Annotated in this window: 13 protein-coding genes and 2 pseudogenes; 10 read left to right on the top strand and 5 right to left on the bottom strand. The window is 38.8% G+C overall.

Annotated elements, in window-relative coordinates; all coding sequences use genetic code 11:
• The first annotated feature begins 41 nt into the window (after positions 1 to 41).
• The 6 genes and pseudogenes from MSBRM_RS09555 to MSBRM_RS20335 form a co-directional block, all read left to right on the top strand.
• On the top strand, positions 42 to 2,234 hold the full coding sequence (locus tag MSBRM_RS09555) for a DEAD/DEAH box helicase (protein ID WP_048117451.1): 2,193 nt from the start codon (positions 42 to 44) through the stop codon (positions 2,232 to 2,234).
• A 436-nt stretch (positions 2,235 to 2,670) separates the two neighbouring features.
• Positions 2,671 to 4,041 (top strand): MBL fold metallo-hydrolase, encoded by a 1,371-nt coding sequence (locus MSBRM_RS09550; RefSeq protein ID WP_048155507.1) that lies wholly within the window; start codon positions 2,671 to 2,673, stop codon positions 4,039 to 4,041.
• 103 nt (positions 4,042 to 4,144) lie between these two features.
• Positions 4,145 to 5,329, top strand: coding sequence for a DUF1015 domain-containing protein (locus MSBRM_RS09545; RefSeq protein WP_048117459.1), 1,185 nt, complete (start codon positions 4,145 to 4,147; stop codon positions 5,327 to 5,329).
• A 280-nt stretch (positions 5,330 to 5,609) separates the two neighbouring features.
• Positions 5,610 to 5,765 carry a DUF1328 domain-containing protein gene (locus tag MSBRM_RS19480; protein WP_048102912.1) on the top strand — a complete coding sequence of 52 codons (156 nt, stop codon included), beginning with the start codon at positions 5,610 to 5,612 and terminating at the stop codon, positions 5,763 to 5,765.
• A 576-nt stretch (positions 5,766 to 6,341) separates the two neighbouring features.
• Positions 6,342 to 7,865, top strand: a complete 1,524-nt coding sequence (locus tag MSBRM_RS09535) for a NosD domain-containing protein (RefSeq protein ID WP_052712802.1) — start codon at positions 6,342 to 6,344, stop codon at positions 7,863 to 7,865.
• A 204-nt stretch (positions 7,866 to 8,069) separates the two neighbouring features.
• A pseudogene (locus tag MSBRM_RS20335) lies at positions 8,070 to 8,365 on the top strand (hypothetical protein); the annotation flags it as partial.
• 2,621 nt (positions 8,366 to 10,986) lie between these two features.
• On the opposite strand, the gene ala reads toward MSBRM_RS20335, so the two are convergent.
• Positions 10,987 to 11,967 (bottom strand): alanine dehydrogenase, encoded by a 981-nt coding sequence (ala, locus tag MSBRM_RS09525; RefSeq protein WP_048117470.1) that lies wholly within the window; start codon positions 11,965 to 11,967, stop codon positions 10,987 to 10,989.
• A gap of 197 nt (positions 11,968 to 12,164) precedes the next feature.
• Here ala and MSBRM_RS09520 point away from each other — a divergent pair, with 197 nt between their 5' ends.
• Positions 12,165 to 12,890 carry a DUF434 domain-containing protein gene (locus MSBRM_RS09520; protein WP_048155498.1) on the top strand — a complete coding sequence of 242 codons (726 nt, stop codon included), beginning with the start codon at positions 12,165 to 12,167 and terminating at the stop codon, positions 12,888 to 12,890.
• A gap of 22 nt (positions 12,891 to 12,912) precedes the next feature.
• On the opposite strand, the gene MSBRM_RS09515 is transcribed toward MSBRM_RS09520, so the two are convergent.
• Positions 12,913 to 13,962 carry a tetratricopeptide repeat protein gene (locus MSBRM_RS09515; RefSeq protein WP_048117473.1) on the bottom strand — a complete coding sequence of 350 codons (1,050 nt, stop codon included), beginning with the start codon at positions 13,960 to 13,962 and terminating at the stop codon, positions 12,913 to 12,915.
• 321 nt (positions 13,963 to 14,283) lie between these two features.
• Here MSBRM_RS09515 and MSBRM_RS09510 point away from each other — a divergent pair.
• The 3 genes and pseudogenes from MSBRM_RS09510 to MSBRM_RS09505 form a co-directional block, all read left to right on the top strand.
• Positions 14,284 to 15,069 (top strand): annotated as a pseudogene (locus tag MSBRM_RS09510) (IS4 family transposase); the annotation flags it as partial.
• Positions 15,070 to 15,485: 416 nt separating this feature from the next.
• A complete protein-coding gene (locus tag MSBRM_RS20330) occupies positions 15,486 to 15,662 on the top strand; it encodes an NlpC/P60 family protein (RefSeq protein WP_141706384.1) in 177 nt (58 codons plus the stop codon).
• Between the two features lie 299 nt (positions 15,663 to 15,961).
• The gene (locus tag MSBRM_RS09505; protein WP_048117476.1) at positions 15,962 to 16,453 is read left to right on the top strand and encodes a DUF1648 domain-containing protein; all 492 of its coding nucleotides are present in this window, start codon (positions 15,962 to 15,964) and stop codon (positions 16,451 to 16,453) included.
• Positions 16,454 to 16,571: 118 nt separating this feature from the next.
• Here MSBRM_RS09505 and MSBRM_RS09500 read toward each other — a convergent pair whose 3' ends face one another.
• The 3 genes from MSBRM_RS09500 to MSBRM_RS22095 all read right to left on the bottom strand — a co-directional run bounded on the left by MSBRM_RS09500 (position 16,572) and on the right by MSBRM_RS22095 (position 17,922).
• Entirely contained in the window at positions 16,572 to 17,069 is a 498-nt protein-coding gene (locus MSBRM_RS09500) for a GNAT family N-acetyltransferase (protein ID WP_048155496.1), read from the bottom strand.
• Between the two features lie 167 nt (positions 17,070 to 17,236).
• Complete coding sequence (locus tag MSBRM_RS22100) at positions 17,237 to 17,566, bottom strand: transposase (protein WP_080941452.1); 330 nt, start codon at positions 17,564 to 17,566, stop codon at positions 17,237 to 17,239.
• A complete protein-coding gene (locus MSBRM_RS22095; RefSeq protein WP_158498912.1) occupies positions 17,539 to 17,922 on the bottom strand; it encodes a transposase in 384 nt (127 codons plus the stop codon). The genes MSBRM_RS22100 and MSBRM_RS22095 overlap by 28 nt, the downstream gene beginning before the upstream one ends.
• Positions 17,923 to 18,509: the final 587 nt, after the last annotated feature.

Here is an 18,509-nt window from a genome sequence, read left to right as displayed (position 1 = left end):
ATCAAATTTTTACATTGACAAGTGTAAGGACAGCGTAACTGATGACAATTTCAAATGAGACCGCAGTCGGTATGGAAACCGTCGAGCTTGAGCCCTTGAGAAAAGATAAAAAGAAAATTTTTGAGGATATTCTAAAATATCTTAAAACCAATCAGAGAGGCTATATCAAGGTTCCTACAGGCTGGGGTAAAACCTTTCTTTCGAAACATATAATGAAGAAGTACTACGACGAAGGAAAAGTCGTGCTTTTCCTTGTCTCGAAAAACAATCCTCTTCTTAGCCAGACCTATTATGACAGGAAGAAAAAACGGCCCCTTTTTCCCAACAGTGCACTTCTCTCATCCAAGCATAAGGTAGACCGAAAAGAACTTGCTGAAACTTTAAGGGTTTTTGGGCAGGAAAAAGATAAGGGTTTTGTTCTTTTTGCCTCGCTTCAGACCGTACTTGGAAAACAGAGCTCTGAGATCAAGAACCTGATTCTTGAACTTACCGACCTTGCAATAGTGGATGAGATACACAATTTCATTAACAATCGAGGAAACGATTTTCTCAATGAATTGGGGGAAAGGACAAAAATCCTGGGAATGACTGCAACCCCATTCCAGGGGGTTGTCGGGAATGTCAAGTTCGTGGATGAAATTGCAGGAGATATGAGAGAAGTCTACGCAAAAACCCTTCCTGAATGCATCCTGGACAACGAACTTGCCCCCCTTAAGTACACGATTGCCGAGAGTTCGGAGGATATCTTTGAGATCTTCGATTTTGAAAGAGGGCTTGATGAACTTGATAAGCAGGACCTTTTCCTTGACTGCAGCACTCCTGACAAGTTGAAAAAGGTTATTCGACGAACCCAGCTTGCAAAAGATGTGTACGAGTCTATGATAAAACACAAGCATGCAAAAACGCTTGTCTTTTGCGCTCCTGTGAGGAAGCGTGTCTATGGAGTAGGGGCTGATGATAAGGAAATTAACGCTTTCCATGCAAAGCTTACCTCCTCTGTCTTCAATGGGGAAATTTCGATCCCTGAATCCGAAAAGGACCCTGAGCCTATCCTGCCTTTAAATTTTGAGAATTATACCCCTGAAGGTGAGTTTCAGGACGCCGTTTTTATAAGCTCGGAACTACCCAAAAATGAACAAAATGCCATTCTTGCAGCTTTCAGGGAAATGGGAAAGCCACCTTATGTTCTATGCACCGTAGGTATGCTGATTGAAGGGTTTGATTTTCCGGAACTTGAAGCCCTTATTTTGCTGCGCCCTACTCTGAGTATGCGGCTCTTTGAACAGCAGGTAGGAAGGGTGACAAGGCTTTCTTCAATCTCAGGAAAGAAACAGGGCAATATCTTCGAGATTTCGGATAGTATTGATTCTCTCTACCAGCGCTTTGGAGAAGGTGTTTTTTCCGGGGAAAAGGTTGACCAGGTGCAGATGCTACAGCCTGAGATCCGCCTTGAAGAACTTTTTTCAGAAGGCGATGCAGCCAGGGCAATCGAGGAAGGAAAGATCGAGATTAAGAAGGTAGAATTTGGACCTCAAAGAAAAGGGAAGGGAAAAAGAAAAAGGGCTCAGATTCGGGAAATCCCGGTAAGGCTTCCTCCAACATCCATCCGGGCAAAGTATTTTTCACGCCTGCTTGCACTGACCGAGGAGAAAGACATAGGAGCTTTTGAGCGGGAAAAGCGTGAACTCATGCGGGCTACCCTGAGGTTTCGGGTTAGGGAACTTAGGGATGCAGAAGAACTTGCAGAGCTTGCAGGCAATATAAATAAGCTCAAGCGGGAAGCTTATGAAGACCGCAGACTCGGGGATGTTTCAAGGCAGCATAAACCCAAGGTTTTCGGGGAAGTCGAATGGCTGCTAAAACTTCAGGCCCTAAACTCCCTCAAGTATAACGGTGGACACCTCTCGATGCCTGAGAAAAACCGGATCTTAAAAACTCTGAATTTCGAGCCCGATTTCCGAAAAATAGACAGCCTCAGGCTTAAATGCCTGAAACTCGGTTCGACCCAGAAGACTATCCCTGAACTTGTAAAGGTTCTGGGGTTCGTAAGCCGCCTCTCGTCTTCGGAAACCTACCAGTTCCTCGACAAGAAGAAAAAGGATCACTGGAAAAGGGAGTTCATGCCTGCGGTTTACTGGGGTTTCTGCTTTATCGATGATTCTCCTGAACTGAAGGAGCTTTTCGAGTCTACGGAATGGGACAGGCGGGTCAAAAATATTATCAGGCAAAAATAAATTTTATCGTATCCTCTTCAATTGTATGGGTAAAAGTAAATTTCATGTATTTACTGAAAATTTAAAAATTTAATTAAGTTTGAAAAATAACCTCAAGCGATGCATTCAACTTTATAACTGTATAATTAAATTGTTGTGAATTTTTCGAGTTGGAAAATTCTCCATTGAATTTGAAGAGGATACCTTTTTTCTTTTCTACATAAAAGCACATCTAGAATGGTTTTCTGATTCTTATTGGGAACTGTACTGTAGTTAATGTTTACAGGCTTTATGGATACATCCTGAATTATTACGAGATAATTTTTTATAAAATGTTGGGTATGGGATTTTTCATAAAAAATATGAAATATGCGGTTATATAATTAGGCAAAGAGAAATCTGCAACAAGCAAAAACTTATTTCATAAACATAATATAAAGCCGAAGGGGGGCTTAGCTTGATATTTGAACGCATTAAATCTGAAGGTCTGGCTCATCTTTCCTATTTCATTGGTTCGGAAAATGAAGCCATAGTTATCGATCCTCGAAGAGACTGTCAGGTCTATGTCGAACTTGCCAGAAGAGAGGGTATGAACATAAAATATATTTTTGAAACCCACAGAAATGAAGACTACGTAATCGGTTCCCTGGAATTGAAGAAGCTTACAGACGCAGAGATTTATCATGGCCACGGAGTGGATTTCAAATACGGGAACTACTTGAATGAAGGCCAGGAGTTTGATTTAGGCTCAATGGAATTGACGGCTTTACATACTCCGGGACATACCGACGAGAGTATGTCCTATGTCCTGACAGACCTTGATACAGGAAAAGAGCCAGTAATGGTTTTTACAGGAGATGCCCTGTTTGTAGGCGATACCGGAAGAATCGATCTCTATGGCCCAGGGGAAGCTCCAGGGCTGGCAGCAAATCTCTACGACAGTATATTTAACAAAATCCTTCCACTGGGAGATGGAGTAATACTATGTCCTGCACATGGCTCAGGCTCGGTTTGCGGAGGAGCTATTGCTAAACGGGACTACAGTACGCTTGGACTTGAGCGTGTACAGAATCCTGCTCTTCAGAAAACAAACAGAGAAGAATTTATTAAGTTCAAACTTGAAGAGCAGCTTGATTTCCCTCCTTACTTCAAGAAAATGGAACAGTACAACCTGCAAGGACCTCCTCTGCTGCAGGGCCTGCCTACTCCGAAGCCGCTTTCACCCGCGGAGTTCAGGAAGAAAATAGAAAAAGGAGCAGTGGTCGTTGATATGCGCATGCCTCATTCCTTTGGAGGAGCGCATATCAGAAACTCCTACAGCATCTGGCTCGGAGTGGTACCTTCATTTGCGGGCTGGGTTCTTCCTTATAATAAACCCATACTCCTCGTGCTGGAGGAAAAAGAACAGCTTGAAACTGCTGTAAGGTATCTGGTCCGTCTGGGCTATGACAATATAACGGGTTTTTTGAACGACGGAATTTCAGCCTGGTATATGAAAGCTTTACCCGTAGACGAAGTTAGTTTGATCTCGGTCCACGATCTGAAGAATAAACTGGAGAAGCACGAGGAGATGACACTACTGGATGTGAGGAAGGAAAAAGAATGGAATGAAGGGCACATTCAGGGAGCTAAACATATATACGTTGGGAAACTTAATAAAAACATGGATAAAGTTCCAAAGGACTCTCAGGTAATTGTTTATTGTGACAGTTCCAGACGTTCCAGTATAGCAGCTTCTATTTTGAAAAAGAATGGCTATAATAATGTATATAATGTGCTTGGCAGCATGACTGCATGGAAAAATGCCGGATACAGCACAGTAAAATAAACTTTTTTATAAATTTATTTTTATAAATTTGCTTTTCTTTAATCTGTGTACTCAGAAAAGGAATTTAGAAATCTTTATATTCTCTCTCTTTTTTTAACATACCATGGTTTTACATGTTCCACGCATTCTTCTTCCAAAAGATAATTGGGAAAAGTGGGCAGTGATTGCCTGTGATCAGCACACTCAGGATCCGGAATACTGGAAAAGAGTTGAAGAATTTATTGGAGATACCCCCTCTACTTTTAATTTAATTTATCCGGAAATATATCTTCCGCTAGATGAGAATAGAGTAAATAAGATTCATAAAACTATAAGTGACTACAAAAAACTTCTCGTTGACCACGGCCCCTGTTTTATTCTTGTAAGGCGTTCGGTCTCAGATAAGAAAAGAACCGGGCTTGTTGTTGCAATAGACCTGGAAGAATACCAGTTCAACGGGTCCGAATCATTTATCAAACCAACGGAAGGCACTATTAAAGAAAGGCTTCCAGCAAGAGTTAGGATAAGGGAAAACGCAGAACTGGAACTCTCGCACATCTTAGTGTTATATGATGACCCTTCTTTCTCGGTTATCCCCAGAAACCCTGATAATTTTGTTTGTGAAGAAGACAAGGTTTATGATTTTGACCTGATGGAAAACGGCGGCCACGTTGCAGGTTACAGGATCAGTAATGAAAAGATAATTAAAGAAATTTCGGAGAAAATCCTGAACCTGGGAACCCTTCTTGTTGGTGATGGAAACCACAGCCTTGCTGCTGCAAAGAGCTTCTGGGAACAAATTAAAGGGACCGTACAGGCCGATCATCCTGCAAGATACGCAATGGTTGAACTTGTAAATGTTCACGACCCCGGGCTGTCCTTTGAACCTATTCACAGGGTTGTAAGCGGAATTGAACCTGAAGAACTGCTCAAAAAATTTGATGCAAGAATCGAAGAAACTAGCACCTCCCCCTCAAATGCCGATTTCCCGGTTGCAGGACATTCAATAGGATTTATTACAAAAGACAGGTCTGGTGTGCTGGTTTTTGATAATCCTGTTTACGATCTTGAGGTTGAAACCCTTGACGAGATCATTGAGAATTATTCGATCGAATATGAACATGATCCTGAAGTTGTGGAAAAACTTGGAAAAAAACAGGGTAATATCGGTTTCTTCCTCCCCTCATTAAAACAGAGCGATTTCTTTTCTCTAATTAAAAAGAAAGGGGTTCTTCCAAGAAAATCTTTTTCCCTTGGAAAGGAAAATGAGAAGAGATATTATATTGAAGCCAGAAAGATTGTTCCATAAGGCTTTCTGGCCTGTAGTCTCTTTCAGTTTTCTTTTTACTCTTGCTGACTCTTCTTATTTTCCTTCATTTTCTTCTATTTTCCTTTGTCTTTATCTGATACTGTTTAATTGCGATATCTAGGAAAGACTTAAAAAAGTTATATCAAATTTTAAAAGGGACGATTCCAATTAAAAAAACATGTCAATATATAACAAGACGACTTACTTCGACAGTCAAATTATAAATACCTTTAATCTAATAATTGGTTTATCGGGTAAATAATCACTGGGGGAGTGAAATATGCCGGGTTTGATAGGACTTGCTGTGGTCTTTCTAATATTGGCATTGATTGCATATATACTGGGCGCAAGGGGAGTTGCCGGTTTATCAATGGACATTGCAAAGTGGCTCGTCATAATCTTTATCATACTTGCAATCATCTCGTACTTGTTATGACGGTAGCCTTAATTAGGTTAGCACTGGTTCAGATAGCTTATAGACTCGAGGTGATAGAGAGTAATAAGTGAAACTTGAGGTAATAGAGAGTAATATATTAATATCAACAGATCAAAGCTTTACTTTTCCTTATACTTTGTCTATAATTACTCAGGCACATTAAAAATCAGTTTGCTTATTTTTCGTTTCAGTTAAGATGATTTCACATTAGTTAAGTCACTTTCCGATATTTTATATTTTTTTGATTTTTTACATCAGTGTCATGGCAACTTGATTATGATACGTTAATACATAGACAACACTTCATTCATAGTACTTTTCTTAATTATAATGATTTATAAATAAATTTCCATAGCACTAGCTTATATAAAGTTTCTTTGATTAATTTAATCTGAGTGGTATAATGTTAAGTTAAATTGAATAAATTAACGATAATTTGTTAAACTATAATTTAAGATGAATATTAATATCATAGTGCAATTATAATTTGTACCAATATACTTATATTGCTTTATATTAATTCCCGGTTAATTAATCGAAGTATCACCCATACTTTGAATGTACTGGGGAATCAAATTGAACAGGTTAATTATTTTATTGGAAGTTTTTCTCCTCTTAACATTAGGCTCGGGCATCGGAGCTGCGGCTGAGGTTTACGTCCAGCCTGGAGATTCGATACAAACCGCATTGGACAATGCAGTCTCAGGTGATGTAATTATCTTAAAACCCGGAACCTATATCGAGAATATCAAAATAGACAAAGATAACCTCGTAATATCTTCGGAATCCGGGAATCCTGATGACACGATGATTACGGCTAAGAGCTCAGACAATCATGTAATCTCCTTGCAGGCTGATAAAGTAAAAATTAGTGGACTTGGGATTACAGGAACAAAAAACAGCTATTCCGGAATCTGTCTCTCAGAATGTAATAACTGCATCATTGAGAATAATAAAATTCAGAACAACGGCTATGGAATTTATCTTTTGAACTCAAAAGGCAATACGCTCTCAAATAACGTGGTTACAAATAATGGAGAATATGGGATCCTATTATCGGCCTCAACCAATAATACCTTCTCCGGAAATACGGCTTCGGATAATAAAGACACTGGCGTCCATATCAGCACTTCCGACAGTAACACGCTTACAGGCAATAATGTATCCTTAAACGACGTTTACGGCCTTTTTGTCTGTCCAGAGAGTGATGATAATCTGATTTATAATAACTATTTCAACAACACCGCCAATGCAGAGGTTCAAAATGGAGTTGGAAATGCCTACAACACAGAAAAGACCGAAGGTGAGAATATTGTAGGCGGCCCCTATCTTGGAGGTAATTTCTGGGCAGAACCTGAAGGTACAGGTTTTTCGGATACAGCAGTAGATGCGAATGGAGACGGAATTGCAGACTCCGAATACAGGCTCTCGCAAAGCACCTACTCTGATAAGTTACCTCTTATTTCATCATCCAAGTCACAGCAGCTCGGACCTCCGGAAGCAAACTTCGAAATGAACAATAGCAATGGCTCTGCTCCTCTTGCAGTCCAGTTTACCGACCTGTCCGAAAATGCAGACTCATGGAGCTGGGACTTTGAGAGTGACGGGAAGATCGACTCTACTGAGGAAAATCCGGTTCATGTGTTTACGACAATGGGGGCTTACACTGTTACCTTCAGCGCTACAAATAAAAATGGAACAGATTCAAAAACTTCCGCAGTAATTGTTACCCATCCTGTTATGGTTACCAATCCTGTTGAAAACGGCTCTGGGAACAATACAACCGTGGATAACGAAACTGGCGAAAACGCAACAGGTGCAAATGGAAGTTCCGGTAACGTAACCAGAGCTGTTGAAGCAGGCGGTAACGGAACCTATTACAACCAAACTGAGGATAGCGGAATTTCCAATGTGGAACTTGATCCCCAGAATGGATCGAAAGCTGCCGCCCTTAATGGAGAGAATGATTCAAGAATAAACACTTCAAGTGTTGAATACGCACTTGAGAATAAAACAGATGCTCCCGGGTTTGAGATCATTTACGGAGCAGTTTCTCTGCTTGCTGTGTTCCTTTACAGAAAAGTAAAACCAGGAAATTAACAAAAACGGCAGATGAATCAAGTATAAATGATAACTGAACCTGACAAAAACCATAACTGAACCAAATAGAATTATCGAAAATTAAATCAAATTGCGGGCGGCCACCCCATCCTTTAGAGGCTGTCCGACAATTCTCTCAGTTAATTGAGGTTCTGCTTTGAATATACTAATATATTATATAATATTTTACTAATTTTTTGGTTTATGGTTTTCATTAAATTTTCAAAGGATCAAGTTTGGACTTTACATCCAGATATTCGAGACCTCATTCTTTAGATCATCTCATTCTTTAGATCATCTCATTCTTTAGATCATCTCATTCTTTAGATCATCTCATTCCTTTAATCATCTCATTCCTTTAGATCATATCTACTACTTGGTTGAAATCTTTTGTAGATGAGATGGATTTTAGTGAATTTGAAATCAGGTATAACGGTTCTAGACATACCTCTTATCATCCGTGCATAATGTATAAGATTTTGATCCAGTCAATACTCGAGGTGAGCTTAAAGGTATACCCTTCACCATGCTATGCCGGATAGTAACGGAAATTAAAGAGAACTCAAAGGAACCATAATTGTTACATACCGGCTTTGGAGTTGGAGATTATAGGTTGTTTTATCAAATTAATGAAGCAGAAAATTAAGTGTAGGTTTTCGATATTTTGACCACTGAACAAGCGCGCACAGGAAACGTGAAAGAATGTGAACTACCTTTTGCCCCAAAAATCGACAGCGTACGGAAAGGATATTACTTCACCGATGCCCAATGAGTTGAAATTTTATTAGATTTGCTTATGTTCTGTCAACTATGGTTACTACTGTCGGATTTTTTGTGATAGAGGCGTTTTAAATACGTAATTCTCATCCATATCCAGCTGGTATTCCAAAATGTCTCGATGTCTACAAACAGATGAGCTTTAGTACAACATCTCCCGTGGTCGGATTCCAGAATCTCTGATGCCTTAAATGTGAATTTTTGAAGTTCTAAAATGTTGTTGCTTTCAATGTGCACTTTACCTATCTATCGGTAATTACTTCAAAAATTCTTCTCTATGAATTTGAATCTTATAGGAAATGACTTTTATTAATCTAAATATATAAACAATAATAAATATTGTATAAATATAATTTTAAAAGGATTTATCGAACAGAAAATAAACAGCATTGAAGGGCACATTTTATGATAAAAACTCTTTCAAAATTCTCTTTTCAGGATATATTAACCGAATCAAGCTGAAGAATATCCAAAAATTGAGAGTGGGGGCACGATATGGTGGAGGGTGAAACCTTCGGGATAAAAAGGTAGAGGATGAAATCCAATCCATACAAAGAAACATCGAAAAAGATCTATTCGATGAACAAAGCAAAGTTCTGGATAGGTTTTATTCGCTGATAACCCTGACAATTACAACATTTGGTTTCGCTATTACGGCTCTTACTTTTTTCTCAGCAGATTAACCACTAATATCGGTGAAGCCTTCTTAGGCAGTGTGCCTAATCTTCTGTAAATTTGAATTCAAGTTTTTACGTACTATGTAGATAATTGATCTTCCGATATGGAATTTTCTACTCCATAACTTTTTGATATTTATGATTTTACAGAAAAATTGGCACACTATCCAAAGGAGCGCCGCTAAATGTACCCTGAACTTCTGAACGCTGCTTTTTGAATTCTTAATTTGAATAAAGTTTCCAATTTGTTCTCCACTTTCAGTCAGTATACAGGCTTCATGCACATTCTTAGCAACATCAATTCCGACATTCAAATACACTTCTCCGAGCCCCCACAACACTAATTTATAGGCCGAGAACCAAATATCCCTCTGCTCTCTACAGATCGTAAGCTCGTAGAAAATTGCCAGATTCTGCAGTTGCAGAGCTGTAACATGTTAAATTGCCGGAGAGCCGTAGGAGTGTAGGGTGATAGTCTATTCAAGCCAGACAATGCTGTAAGTTACAAAAACTACCCTCTCAGCCTACGTTTGTTTTATGAAAATGCAGCTATAAAAGTAAAGCTGCATATTACCCTTTATACGAGTTACTGATAATATTTAATTTTTCCAAGTTCCAATTTGACTATCTGTTATTTGAAGATATTTTATATGAGCTAACGTGAAAAAATATTGATTTGAAAAATATTGTGAAATGTAAGTTAAATTAAAACCTTAAGAGATAGCAATTTTTTATGCATAGAGATAAACATCATTCTTGATAAAGTTGATTTGTTAGTTTTCTATATTTATTTTCAAATAGATCGACATCTTCTGTTACATATTGTTTTAATAACTCTTTTCCCTTGAATTTATGTTTTCGGAATAACTCAAATTGTGTGTATTTCTTTCTATTGCTAAGTGCCTGTTGAGTACAATTTTATTGAAATACACTGGATTCGTGTATGCTATAAAATTACTCAATGTGATCTGACTTTTTGAAAAATTAATGATTAATCAGACAGCAAAGAAACTGGAAATAAGTGCATATCCGTACATATGTGATAGAGTCGGAGATACATTTGAGATGCCATCTCTGGCTCAACTTATCAGAGAAAAAAGTTCATTGAGTGAAAATTGAAATTGAGGGATTTCCACTCAATTTGAAGAGGATATCTTAGAACCTATTCAAAAGGTCATGCCGCTGAACATTATATATACGTATCCTAAATGCAGATGCAAATCTTAAAACCAAGATTTACTTTTTGTATCCAGAAATTATTTACCATTAACGGTTACCGAGGAAGTTTTCCATCTCCGCCGCAAGCTAGCTGGGTATTCGAATAAAATCAAAAATTGTCATGTTTTCGGTCAAGCCTTTTTTAAAAAGGTTTGCGATCACGCAGGATAGAGTTTATGGATAAGGTTTTCAAACCCAAACGTTACGGGGTTTTCACTCAAGCCTTTTTTAAAAGGCTTGCAGGCAAGCAGTTTTTTGAAAAGACTTGCGATCAACCCTTTCTTAAAAAAACTATATCATGTGACCCAAAGTGCAACTTGGATAGTTCTCCCTAAAATTCGTGCATATCTCTAGAAATTGCCCCGCTTGAGCGAACGAAATGAGCGAAACGGAACCGTCCTCCCGAGACGGAACTCGGGTGACGGAACTCGGGTGACGGAACTCGGGGGTTAGAACATAAGAACATGCTTGCCGAGCCCTTTACTGACAGCTCTCTCATAAACAAGGTGCGCGCTTGCAACATCCTGAATGGCAAGACCTGTTGAATCGAAGATCGTAATTTCTTCATCACTTGTCCTGCCTGGTTTCAGGCCAACGATTACTTCACCGAGCTCAGCATGAATATCATTTTCCGAGATGTAGTGCTTGGAGAGAGGAACGTTTACTTCTCCGGAATGAAGGGCCTGGATAACATCATCCACAATTATCTTGGACCTGATTAAAAGTTCAGGGTCAAGTTCTTCTTTTCCTACTGCATCAGCCCCTATCGCGTTAATGTGAGTGCCTTCTTTGATCCATTGTGCCTTTACGATAGGTTTTCTGGTAGGAGTGGTCGTAACAAGGATATCGCAGTCACAGACCTTCTTAATGTTTTCTTCGTAACGGATTTCACAGGGAGTAATATCTGCCATTTCCCGGATAAATTGTTCAGAGCTCTCCTTTGTCCTGGAAGTAACCCTTACCAGTTCTGGCTCAAAAACCTCGCAGAGAGCTTTTAACTGGGTTTTTGCCTGATTTCCGGCACCAACAAGGCCTATAACCTTTGAATCTTTTCTTGCAAGGTATTTTGCAGCAATTCCTCCTGCAGCTCCTGTCCGGATATCAGTCAGGTAGGTTCCGTCCATAATTGCCACAGGAGCGCCTGTTTCCGGAGAAATAAGGACAATAAGTGCCATTACCGTGGGAAGCCCACGATCCGGGTTTCCAGGATGGACATTTACAATTTTCACCCCAGTAATATTCTCCTCTTCAAGATATGCAGGCATTGTCCGCAGATCCCCGTTATACGCCGTATAGTAAAGGTAGGACTTGGGAGGCATCTGAACCCTGCCCAGCCCATGCTGCCTAAAAGCCCGTTCTACAACCTGCATGTCAGAACTCATATCTATAACACTTGTTACTTCTTCCTGAGCCAGCCATAATATTTCCATAATAAACCCTCCAGCCGGAACCGTGAGCTGGCTCACAGCTGAAAACCAAGATAAAATTGAACAGAACTGAAATAAAAACCAAAGAGGCAAACCGATGGTCTGAGATCACATTATTATTTTTATTTCCGCAAATATGTATATATAACATATATCTTCACTCATTTAAAGAACTCCCTTCCCAAAAGGAGAAACCATTAATGAGAGATACGCATGCAAGTTCAGCCGATCTTTCCGGCTCCTGTCTGAAAGAGGAATTACTCAAAGAAAAATTACTCAAACCTGCACGGGATATCCGGAGCATACTCCGGTGGGGCTATTCAAAGTTTTCGACCATCCGTTTCGTAGCTGACCACTTCCAGCTCAGCCTTGAAGAACGATACATTCTCACAAGAGTAATCATGCCCCCGGACAGGATAGTTTCCAGAATAAATAAAAAAGTGGCATGTACCGGCATAAAAGATAGGGATCTCCTTCTTGACGGGTACAATGTCCTGCTGAGTGTGGACAGCCTGATAAAAAAAGAACCTATGTGGTTCTGTGATGACGGGTACATAAGAGATACCCGCTACTATTTTAGCAAAGCAAAACAGGCCGAAGATATAGAGGAAGCTCTCAATGCAGTCCTCAAGTTTCTTTCCGAGACAGGTCCAAAATCAGTCATTTTTCTCCTTGACGCCCAGATCAGCCGGAGCGGAGAGCTTGCAGGTTTCATCCGCCACAAAATGAAAGAATACGGAATTTCAGGCGAGGCAAGAACCTCAAAAATCGCAGACTTTGAACTGAAAACGGAAGGAGGAAATCCAGAAAAAAAAATAGTTTTGGCAACTTCCGATGGAATTGTTATAGATTCGGCCCTGAATGTACTCGATATCCCTGCCTGCCTGATGGAAAAAATGGGAATTGAACCGATCAGGCTATATTAATCGTTTATTAGGCATTCCTTAATCAGGCACTCCGTTTAGAGAACTCAGCCTGCCTGTAAATTTCTTCGGCGGCTGCATACTGCCCTTTTTCTTTTAGCAACTCTGCGTAACCGTTCAGAGTCCCGAAATGTCTGGGATCAAGCTCGAGGGCTTTTTTGTACTGTACCTCAGCTTCATGTCTGTGTCCAAATCTGGCAAGCAGCCTGGCGTACTCACAATGAACTTCAACATCCTCAGGAATCAGTTTGAGAGCACACCTGAAATGCACCCTTGCCCCGTGAATAAACCCGTTCTCTGCAAGCAAACGGGCATAGAAAAGGTGCGGGCGCGGATCATCAGGATCGGCTTTGAGGGCTACTATGTAATGTTTCTCGGCATCAAGGGGTTCTCCTTTTTCTTCAAGGAGACGAGCATAACGAAAATTGGATTCCACATGACCAGGATCAAGCTCAAGAGCTCGAGTATAGTAGTAACTTGCTTTGGTCTTTTGCCCGCGTTTAGAAAGTAGAATCCCATACCCGCAGTGTGCGCTCACATTATCCCGGTCAAGAATCAAAGCTCGGCTATATACTTCTTCGGCCTCATCCATTTTGTTGAGCCCGTAAAGCAGGCAGCCGTAATTGCAAAGCGTATCTACATGGAAAGGATTGAATCCCAGGGCCTTTTCGTATTGAACCCGTGCAGCCTCGTTTTTTCCTTCCGTCGCCAGAACTGCTCCATACCCGCAAAGTGCTTCGACATTTTGGGAGTTCTGCTGGAGTATTTCTTTGAATTCCCGTACAGCAAGTTCATCAAGTCCTAGTAGAAAAGCTGTTTTTCCTGCTTCCATAAGGGCGTCTTCCCGGGCTTTGCCTGAGAAGAGCGAAGCACAGGCCCTGATAATTACATATTTCTCCCTGTACATTGCATCTTTGTTAAAAATAGATGAAAGTTTCAGTAAGATTTCCTGGGAAAGCGAATGCTCATCTGAGAAGGAAACGACAAACTCAATGACCTTATCAAAGTCACAGTTATCAGCTGCAACCTGTTCGATTACACTAAAAACCAGCTCGTCTACAGCATCAATCTCCATGTCTAAAAACCTCCTGAAATTTACCTTTAAAGAGATTTTATCCGGCTGGATATAAATAGTTGGCCGTCTCGCTATTTGAATAAAAACGAATATAGAATCCACATTCCGCAGTATTTTTTTGAAAATCAATATTTTTCCTGATAGTACGATTACAACAGATGCAAATAATTTTGCTTTTTAGTGGCATTTGGTGAAAATTGAATGATATCGTTTTTGATTTCTGAATACACCACATAGTTGCTCATACGTCATCGGTTAAGCATTAAATTCCTTCTCTTGTATGTGTTTTTTTATATTAGTAATCTAAATATCTCTGTATCTATGTCTCCTCGTCCCCCACCTACTCTTGAAGACTCTCTTCGGGAAATGTTTCTCGAAGAGTGGTTAAGGCAAACTGCCAAAGAAACTGGTCTTATAGTACGTGAACGTAAAATTTACCCTGTCATTATCTTTTGGGTTTTAACTCTCGGTTTTGGTGTCCGCTTGCAGCGTACACTTGCCAGTTTAAAACAAGAATATGAAACTGAGTCACGAAAAAACATAAGTGATAGCAGCTGGTACTATCGTTTCACTCCAGAACTTGTTGAGTTTCTTCACCAGTGTGTAATTCATGGCATGGAAGAGCTTGCAAAAGAACCTGGTAGGAAACTTAGCAAGAAACTCGAAACCTTCCAAGATGTTGTCATTCAGGATAGCACAATTGTTCGTCTCCATTCCTCGTTAGCAGACAAATTTCCTGCAGCAAGATCAAGAACAGTAGCTGCAGGAATAAAAGTTGGAGTTATGGTAAGTGCAGTTGCTAACGGACCTAAAACAGTTGCCCTGTATTCTGAAAAAACAGCTGAGATAAAGACATTAAAAATAGGTCCCTGGATCAAAGCCCGTATTCTGCTTGTTGATCTTGGTTTTTACAAAACTCAGATGTTTGCAAGGGTTGAGGAAAATGGGGGATATTTTGTTTCAAGAATACGGAAAAATATGGATCCTATTCTTGTTTCTGTTGAAGAGAGACTTTCTAAGACAAAAAGCAAGGAGTTCGCTGGAAAAACTGTTAGTGAATGCATTAAACAACTTTCTGGAAAAGATCTTGATGCTGTTGTGAAAATAAATTTATTTTAAGGTATAATAAACAAGCCTTTACAATAATTAGGCCAACGTCGAGTCGACAACAAAATGTCGCATAAAATCGATTACAATTATTTGGAATTATTGAATCCTTGATGATTACTTGACACCAGTAAAAACACGGATATTGATAAGAAAAAAATGAAGAGAAGAAGAGAAGTAAAGAAAGATTAATAGTCCCATTCCTTCTGGCTATTTTAATAGCATTCATACCCCCTAGAGTAGCAGCTCCTATCGGAACCTCAGAAAACGCAACAGTAGAAGCCGCAAACAACTGACTTGGAGTTAAATCCGTACATGGGGGCAATAATACAACTGCCATTGACTGTTCTCACTTAGTATGTCAAGTATACAGCTAGGTAGGCGCCAAAGATATATTTTTCCAGAAAGTACCTGATATGAAAAATAATACAGATTATGTAAATACAAGCTCTCCATCTCCCAGAGATGTGATCTTCTGGCAAAAAGACGTTCCCCAGAACGGTAGAATATACTGGCTTGCCACTCATGTGGGAATATACAGAGGAAATAATCAGTTCATAGACACATCATTTGATGCTAAAATGTTGCCATAGTAAATATCACTGGTGTGTACGAAGAAGGAATGCTGTACTTTGCAAGATGGTCACATATTTAAGAGACCACAGTGAAGATACTTAAGAAGGGACTATTGAATAGGAGATCTAAAACAATCTCTTCTTCCATTTTTAGCTTCTTGTAGAAGTAAGTTATAAGTACATTAGCGCTATATGCTGCCTATATATTTTGTACAATTGAAGAGTTTGTTCCCTTTTACTAAAAATAGGACATGTGCCAAAGACAGATAATACAAGCAATAGAAGCTTGTGTTTTATTTATTAGGGAGAATCTCACTATGAAATTGAAGTATACTAAACTCCAACTTGCTTTGGAAATTATAGGACTTCTATTTTTAGTCGGGATGATCGTTTTTATTTACACACAGTGGGATCAAATTCCTCAACAAGTTCCTATGCACTATAATGCACTGGGTGAAATCGATAGCTGGGGAAGTAAATATCAAACCCTTATTTTACCAACCATAAGTATTTTGCTTTATATTTTCATGACTGTAGTATCTTTTTTTCCACAGATTTGGAATGTTCCTGTTCAAATAACAGATGAAAACAAAGAAGCTGTGTACCTCAGTACAAAGAATCTAATTATATTCATGAAAGTTGAGATCTTAGCTATGTTCTTTTACCTGAATTATCATACAGTAACTGCGCAGCCTTTGTCAATCATTTTTTTACCTATTTTTATGATAATCATATTTGGCACAGTAATATTCTTCATCGTACGGACCATTCGATTAGGAAACGAAAAAAAGCATAACCGTGAATTATGAGCATACTCAATTCTTTCGAAGAACACTTGAGTTGTTGATCAATTAGAAATTAAAGTTTCTCTATAATTCGGATTTGAGAATGTTTGTACCATTGATAAGTCAGAAGTGATTTCACAAGTTATTTCACGAGAGCATACATACAATAATCAAAAAAATTACCATTTTTATAGACATCTTTCTTCATTATGCCCTCTAAAACAAATCCGGCTTTTTCAAGAGCTTTTCTTGAGCCGATATTTTGTGCATAAGGCTCTGCAAATATCCGGACAATATCATACTGTTCAAAAGCTGTCCGACAAAGCTGTTTTATTGATTTGCTCATTATTCCCCTGCCCCAAAAAGGTTCACCAAGCCAGTATGCAATTTCTGCATTCTTACAATAAACACCGCTTTTAAGGAATAATGCAATGCACCCTGCAATTTCTCCGTTCACAACAATTGCTCTGCAGCACTGTTGTGTTTCATCGTTACAGCTAAAGCTTTCTACAGTTTTTCTGCAGTTATCTAAAGTGGAGGGAAAAGAATCTCTCATGTTTTTTGTAATTTTTGTATTGTGGGAATACTTGAAAAAGTTTTCAACATCGGTTTTTTTCCACTTTTTCAATTCAAAATTCATTTTAACAACATCCGGAAAATATACATAATCATTTTGTACAGATATAAGAAAATTACTTATTGAGCTTATCCCAAAAGCTCATTTACTCTAATTATTACTGCTACCATTACAACTCCTAAATATGATGTCTCTTTAATTTCATATCTCGGAAATACTTTCTTGCATGACTATATCCAACTAAAGAAACTTTCTACTATGCTTTTCTTTTTGTATTCTTCCTGATCTACCTTTATTGATCTTCCTCTCTTTTTATTCTTCCGATTTCTTTTATTTACTGGTATATTAGACTTTATTCCTCTTTTCCTGTTATATTTTCTAATTTTAGCTGTATCACACATTGCATCAGCTGTTACTTTGGAAGGCCTGTTTGTAGGTATATAAAGTGTAGAATCATTTTTATTTGCAGGAACAATGATAATCGAGAGATGTAAAACCTGTAAGTCTACTAAAACGCTTATTTTTATTCCTTTTATTTTTTTGTGTCCATAGTAGCCGATATTTCCCCTTTTTTAGCCGGAATATCCTTTGTATCAGTAAAGCAATGAGAAAGATCTATTTTCTTCAAGTCATAACCTTTGTTTAAAAGCCCATTGAAAATCTTCAGATAAATACAATGTTCACACAGATATAGAGGAAATCTATGAACTGTTGACTTAGATCCATATCTCCTGTGAACGTCTTTCCACGTACAACCAGTCAGAACAACGTAAAAAATACCATTCATTAACTTCCTCATATTTGCACGTGGCCTTCCTGTATGTGTTTTCCGTAGAGGAAGATAAGGTACTATGGAGTTCCATAGAACGTCATCGATTTCACGAAAGGATATAAAAGTAGATTTATAATTCAGCATAATATTACTTTTGGGATAGGCTCGTATAGTGATACTTATCATAAGCTTCTGGAAGTCAGCTACTGGTCAGGAATCAAAAAAAGCTTTTACGTTGAAAAAGTAGTAACAAGAGAGGTCCCTGACGCTCAGGCCTATGCCGAAAGGGTAGGAAAACTTTACAGTGCCTCAGTCCCCCAGGCAATTGATTATCCTGTATATTCGGTTTCTGAAGAAAAAGGTTCTGAAGAAAAAGGACTCGTAACTGTAATTCTGAGCGACGCCAGAAATCCGTATGTTGACAAATTGCCTTATTTCTATACGGTTTATCGGTTCGTTTTTGACAGAAAAAGCGGAGAATACGAGGTGTATGAAAGCCATTACGGAAGACCGGAAAAGAAACTTGATATAAACTATTTTGAATGAACTTACTTTAGGCGATTTTGAGGTCAATTGATTTTTATTTTGAGAATAGAAAGCTCGTTTAAATAAGCTGGAGTTGATCTCAATAAAAAACTACCCCTGAAAATAATCTGATTCCGAAAAAATAATTTGATTCCGATTACTTATTTTTCCAATAATGGTAAACGTAATCGGAATAGCATGAAATC

Source organism: Methanosarcina barkeri MS (assembly GCF_000970025.1).
GTDB lineage: Archaea > Halobacteriota > Methanosarcinia > Methanosarcinales > Methanosarcinaceae > Methanosarcina > Methanosarcina barkeri.
Note: the sequence above shows the minus strand (reverse complement) of the source record. Positions and strands in the feature narration are given on the sequence as shown.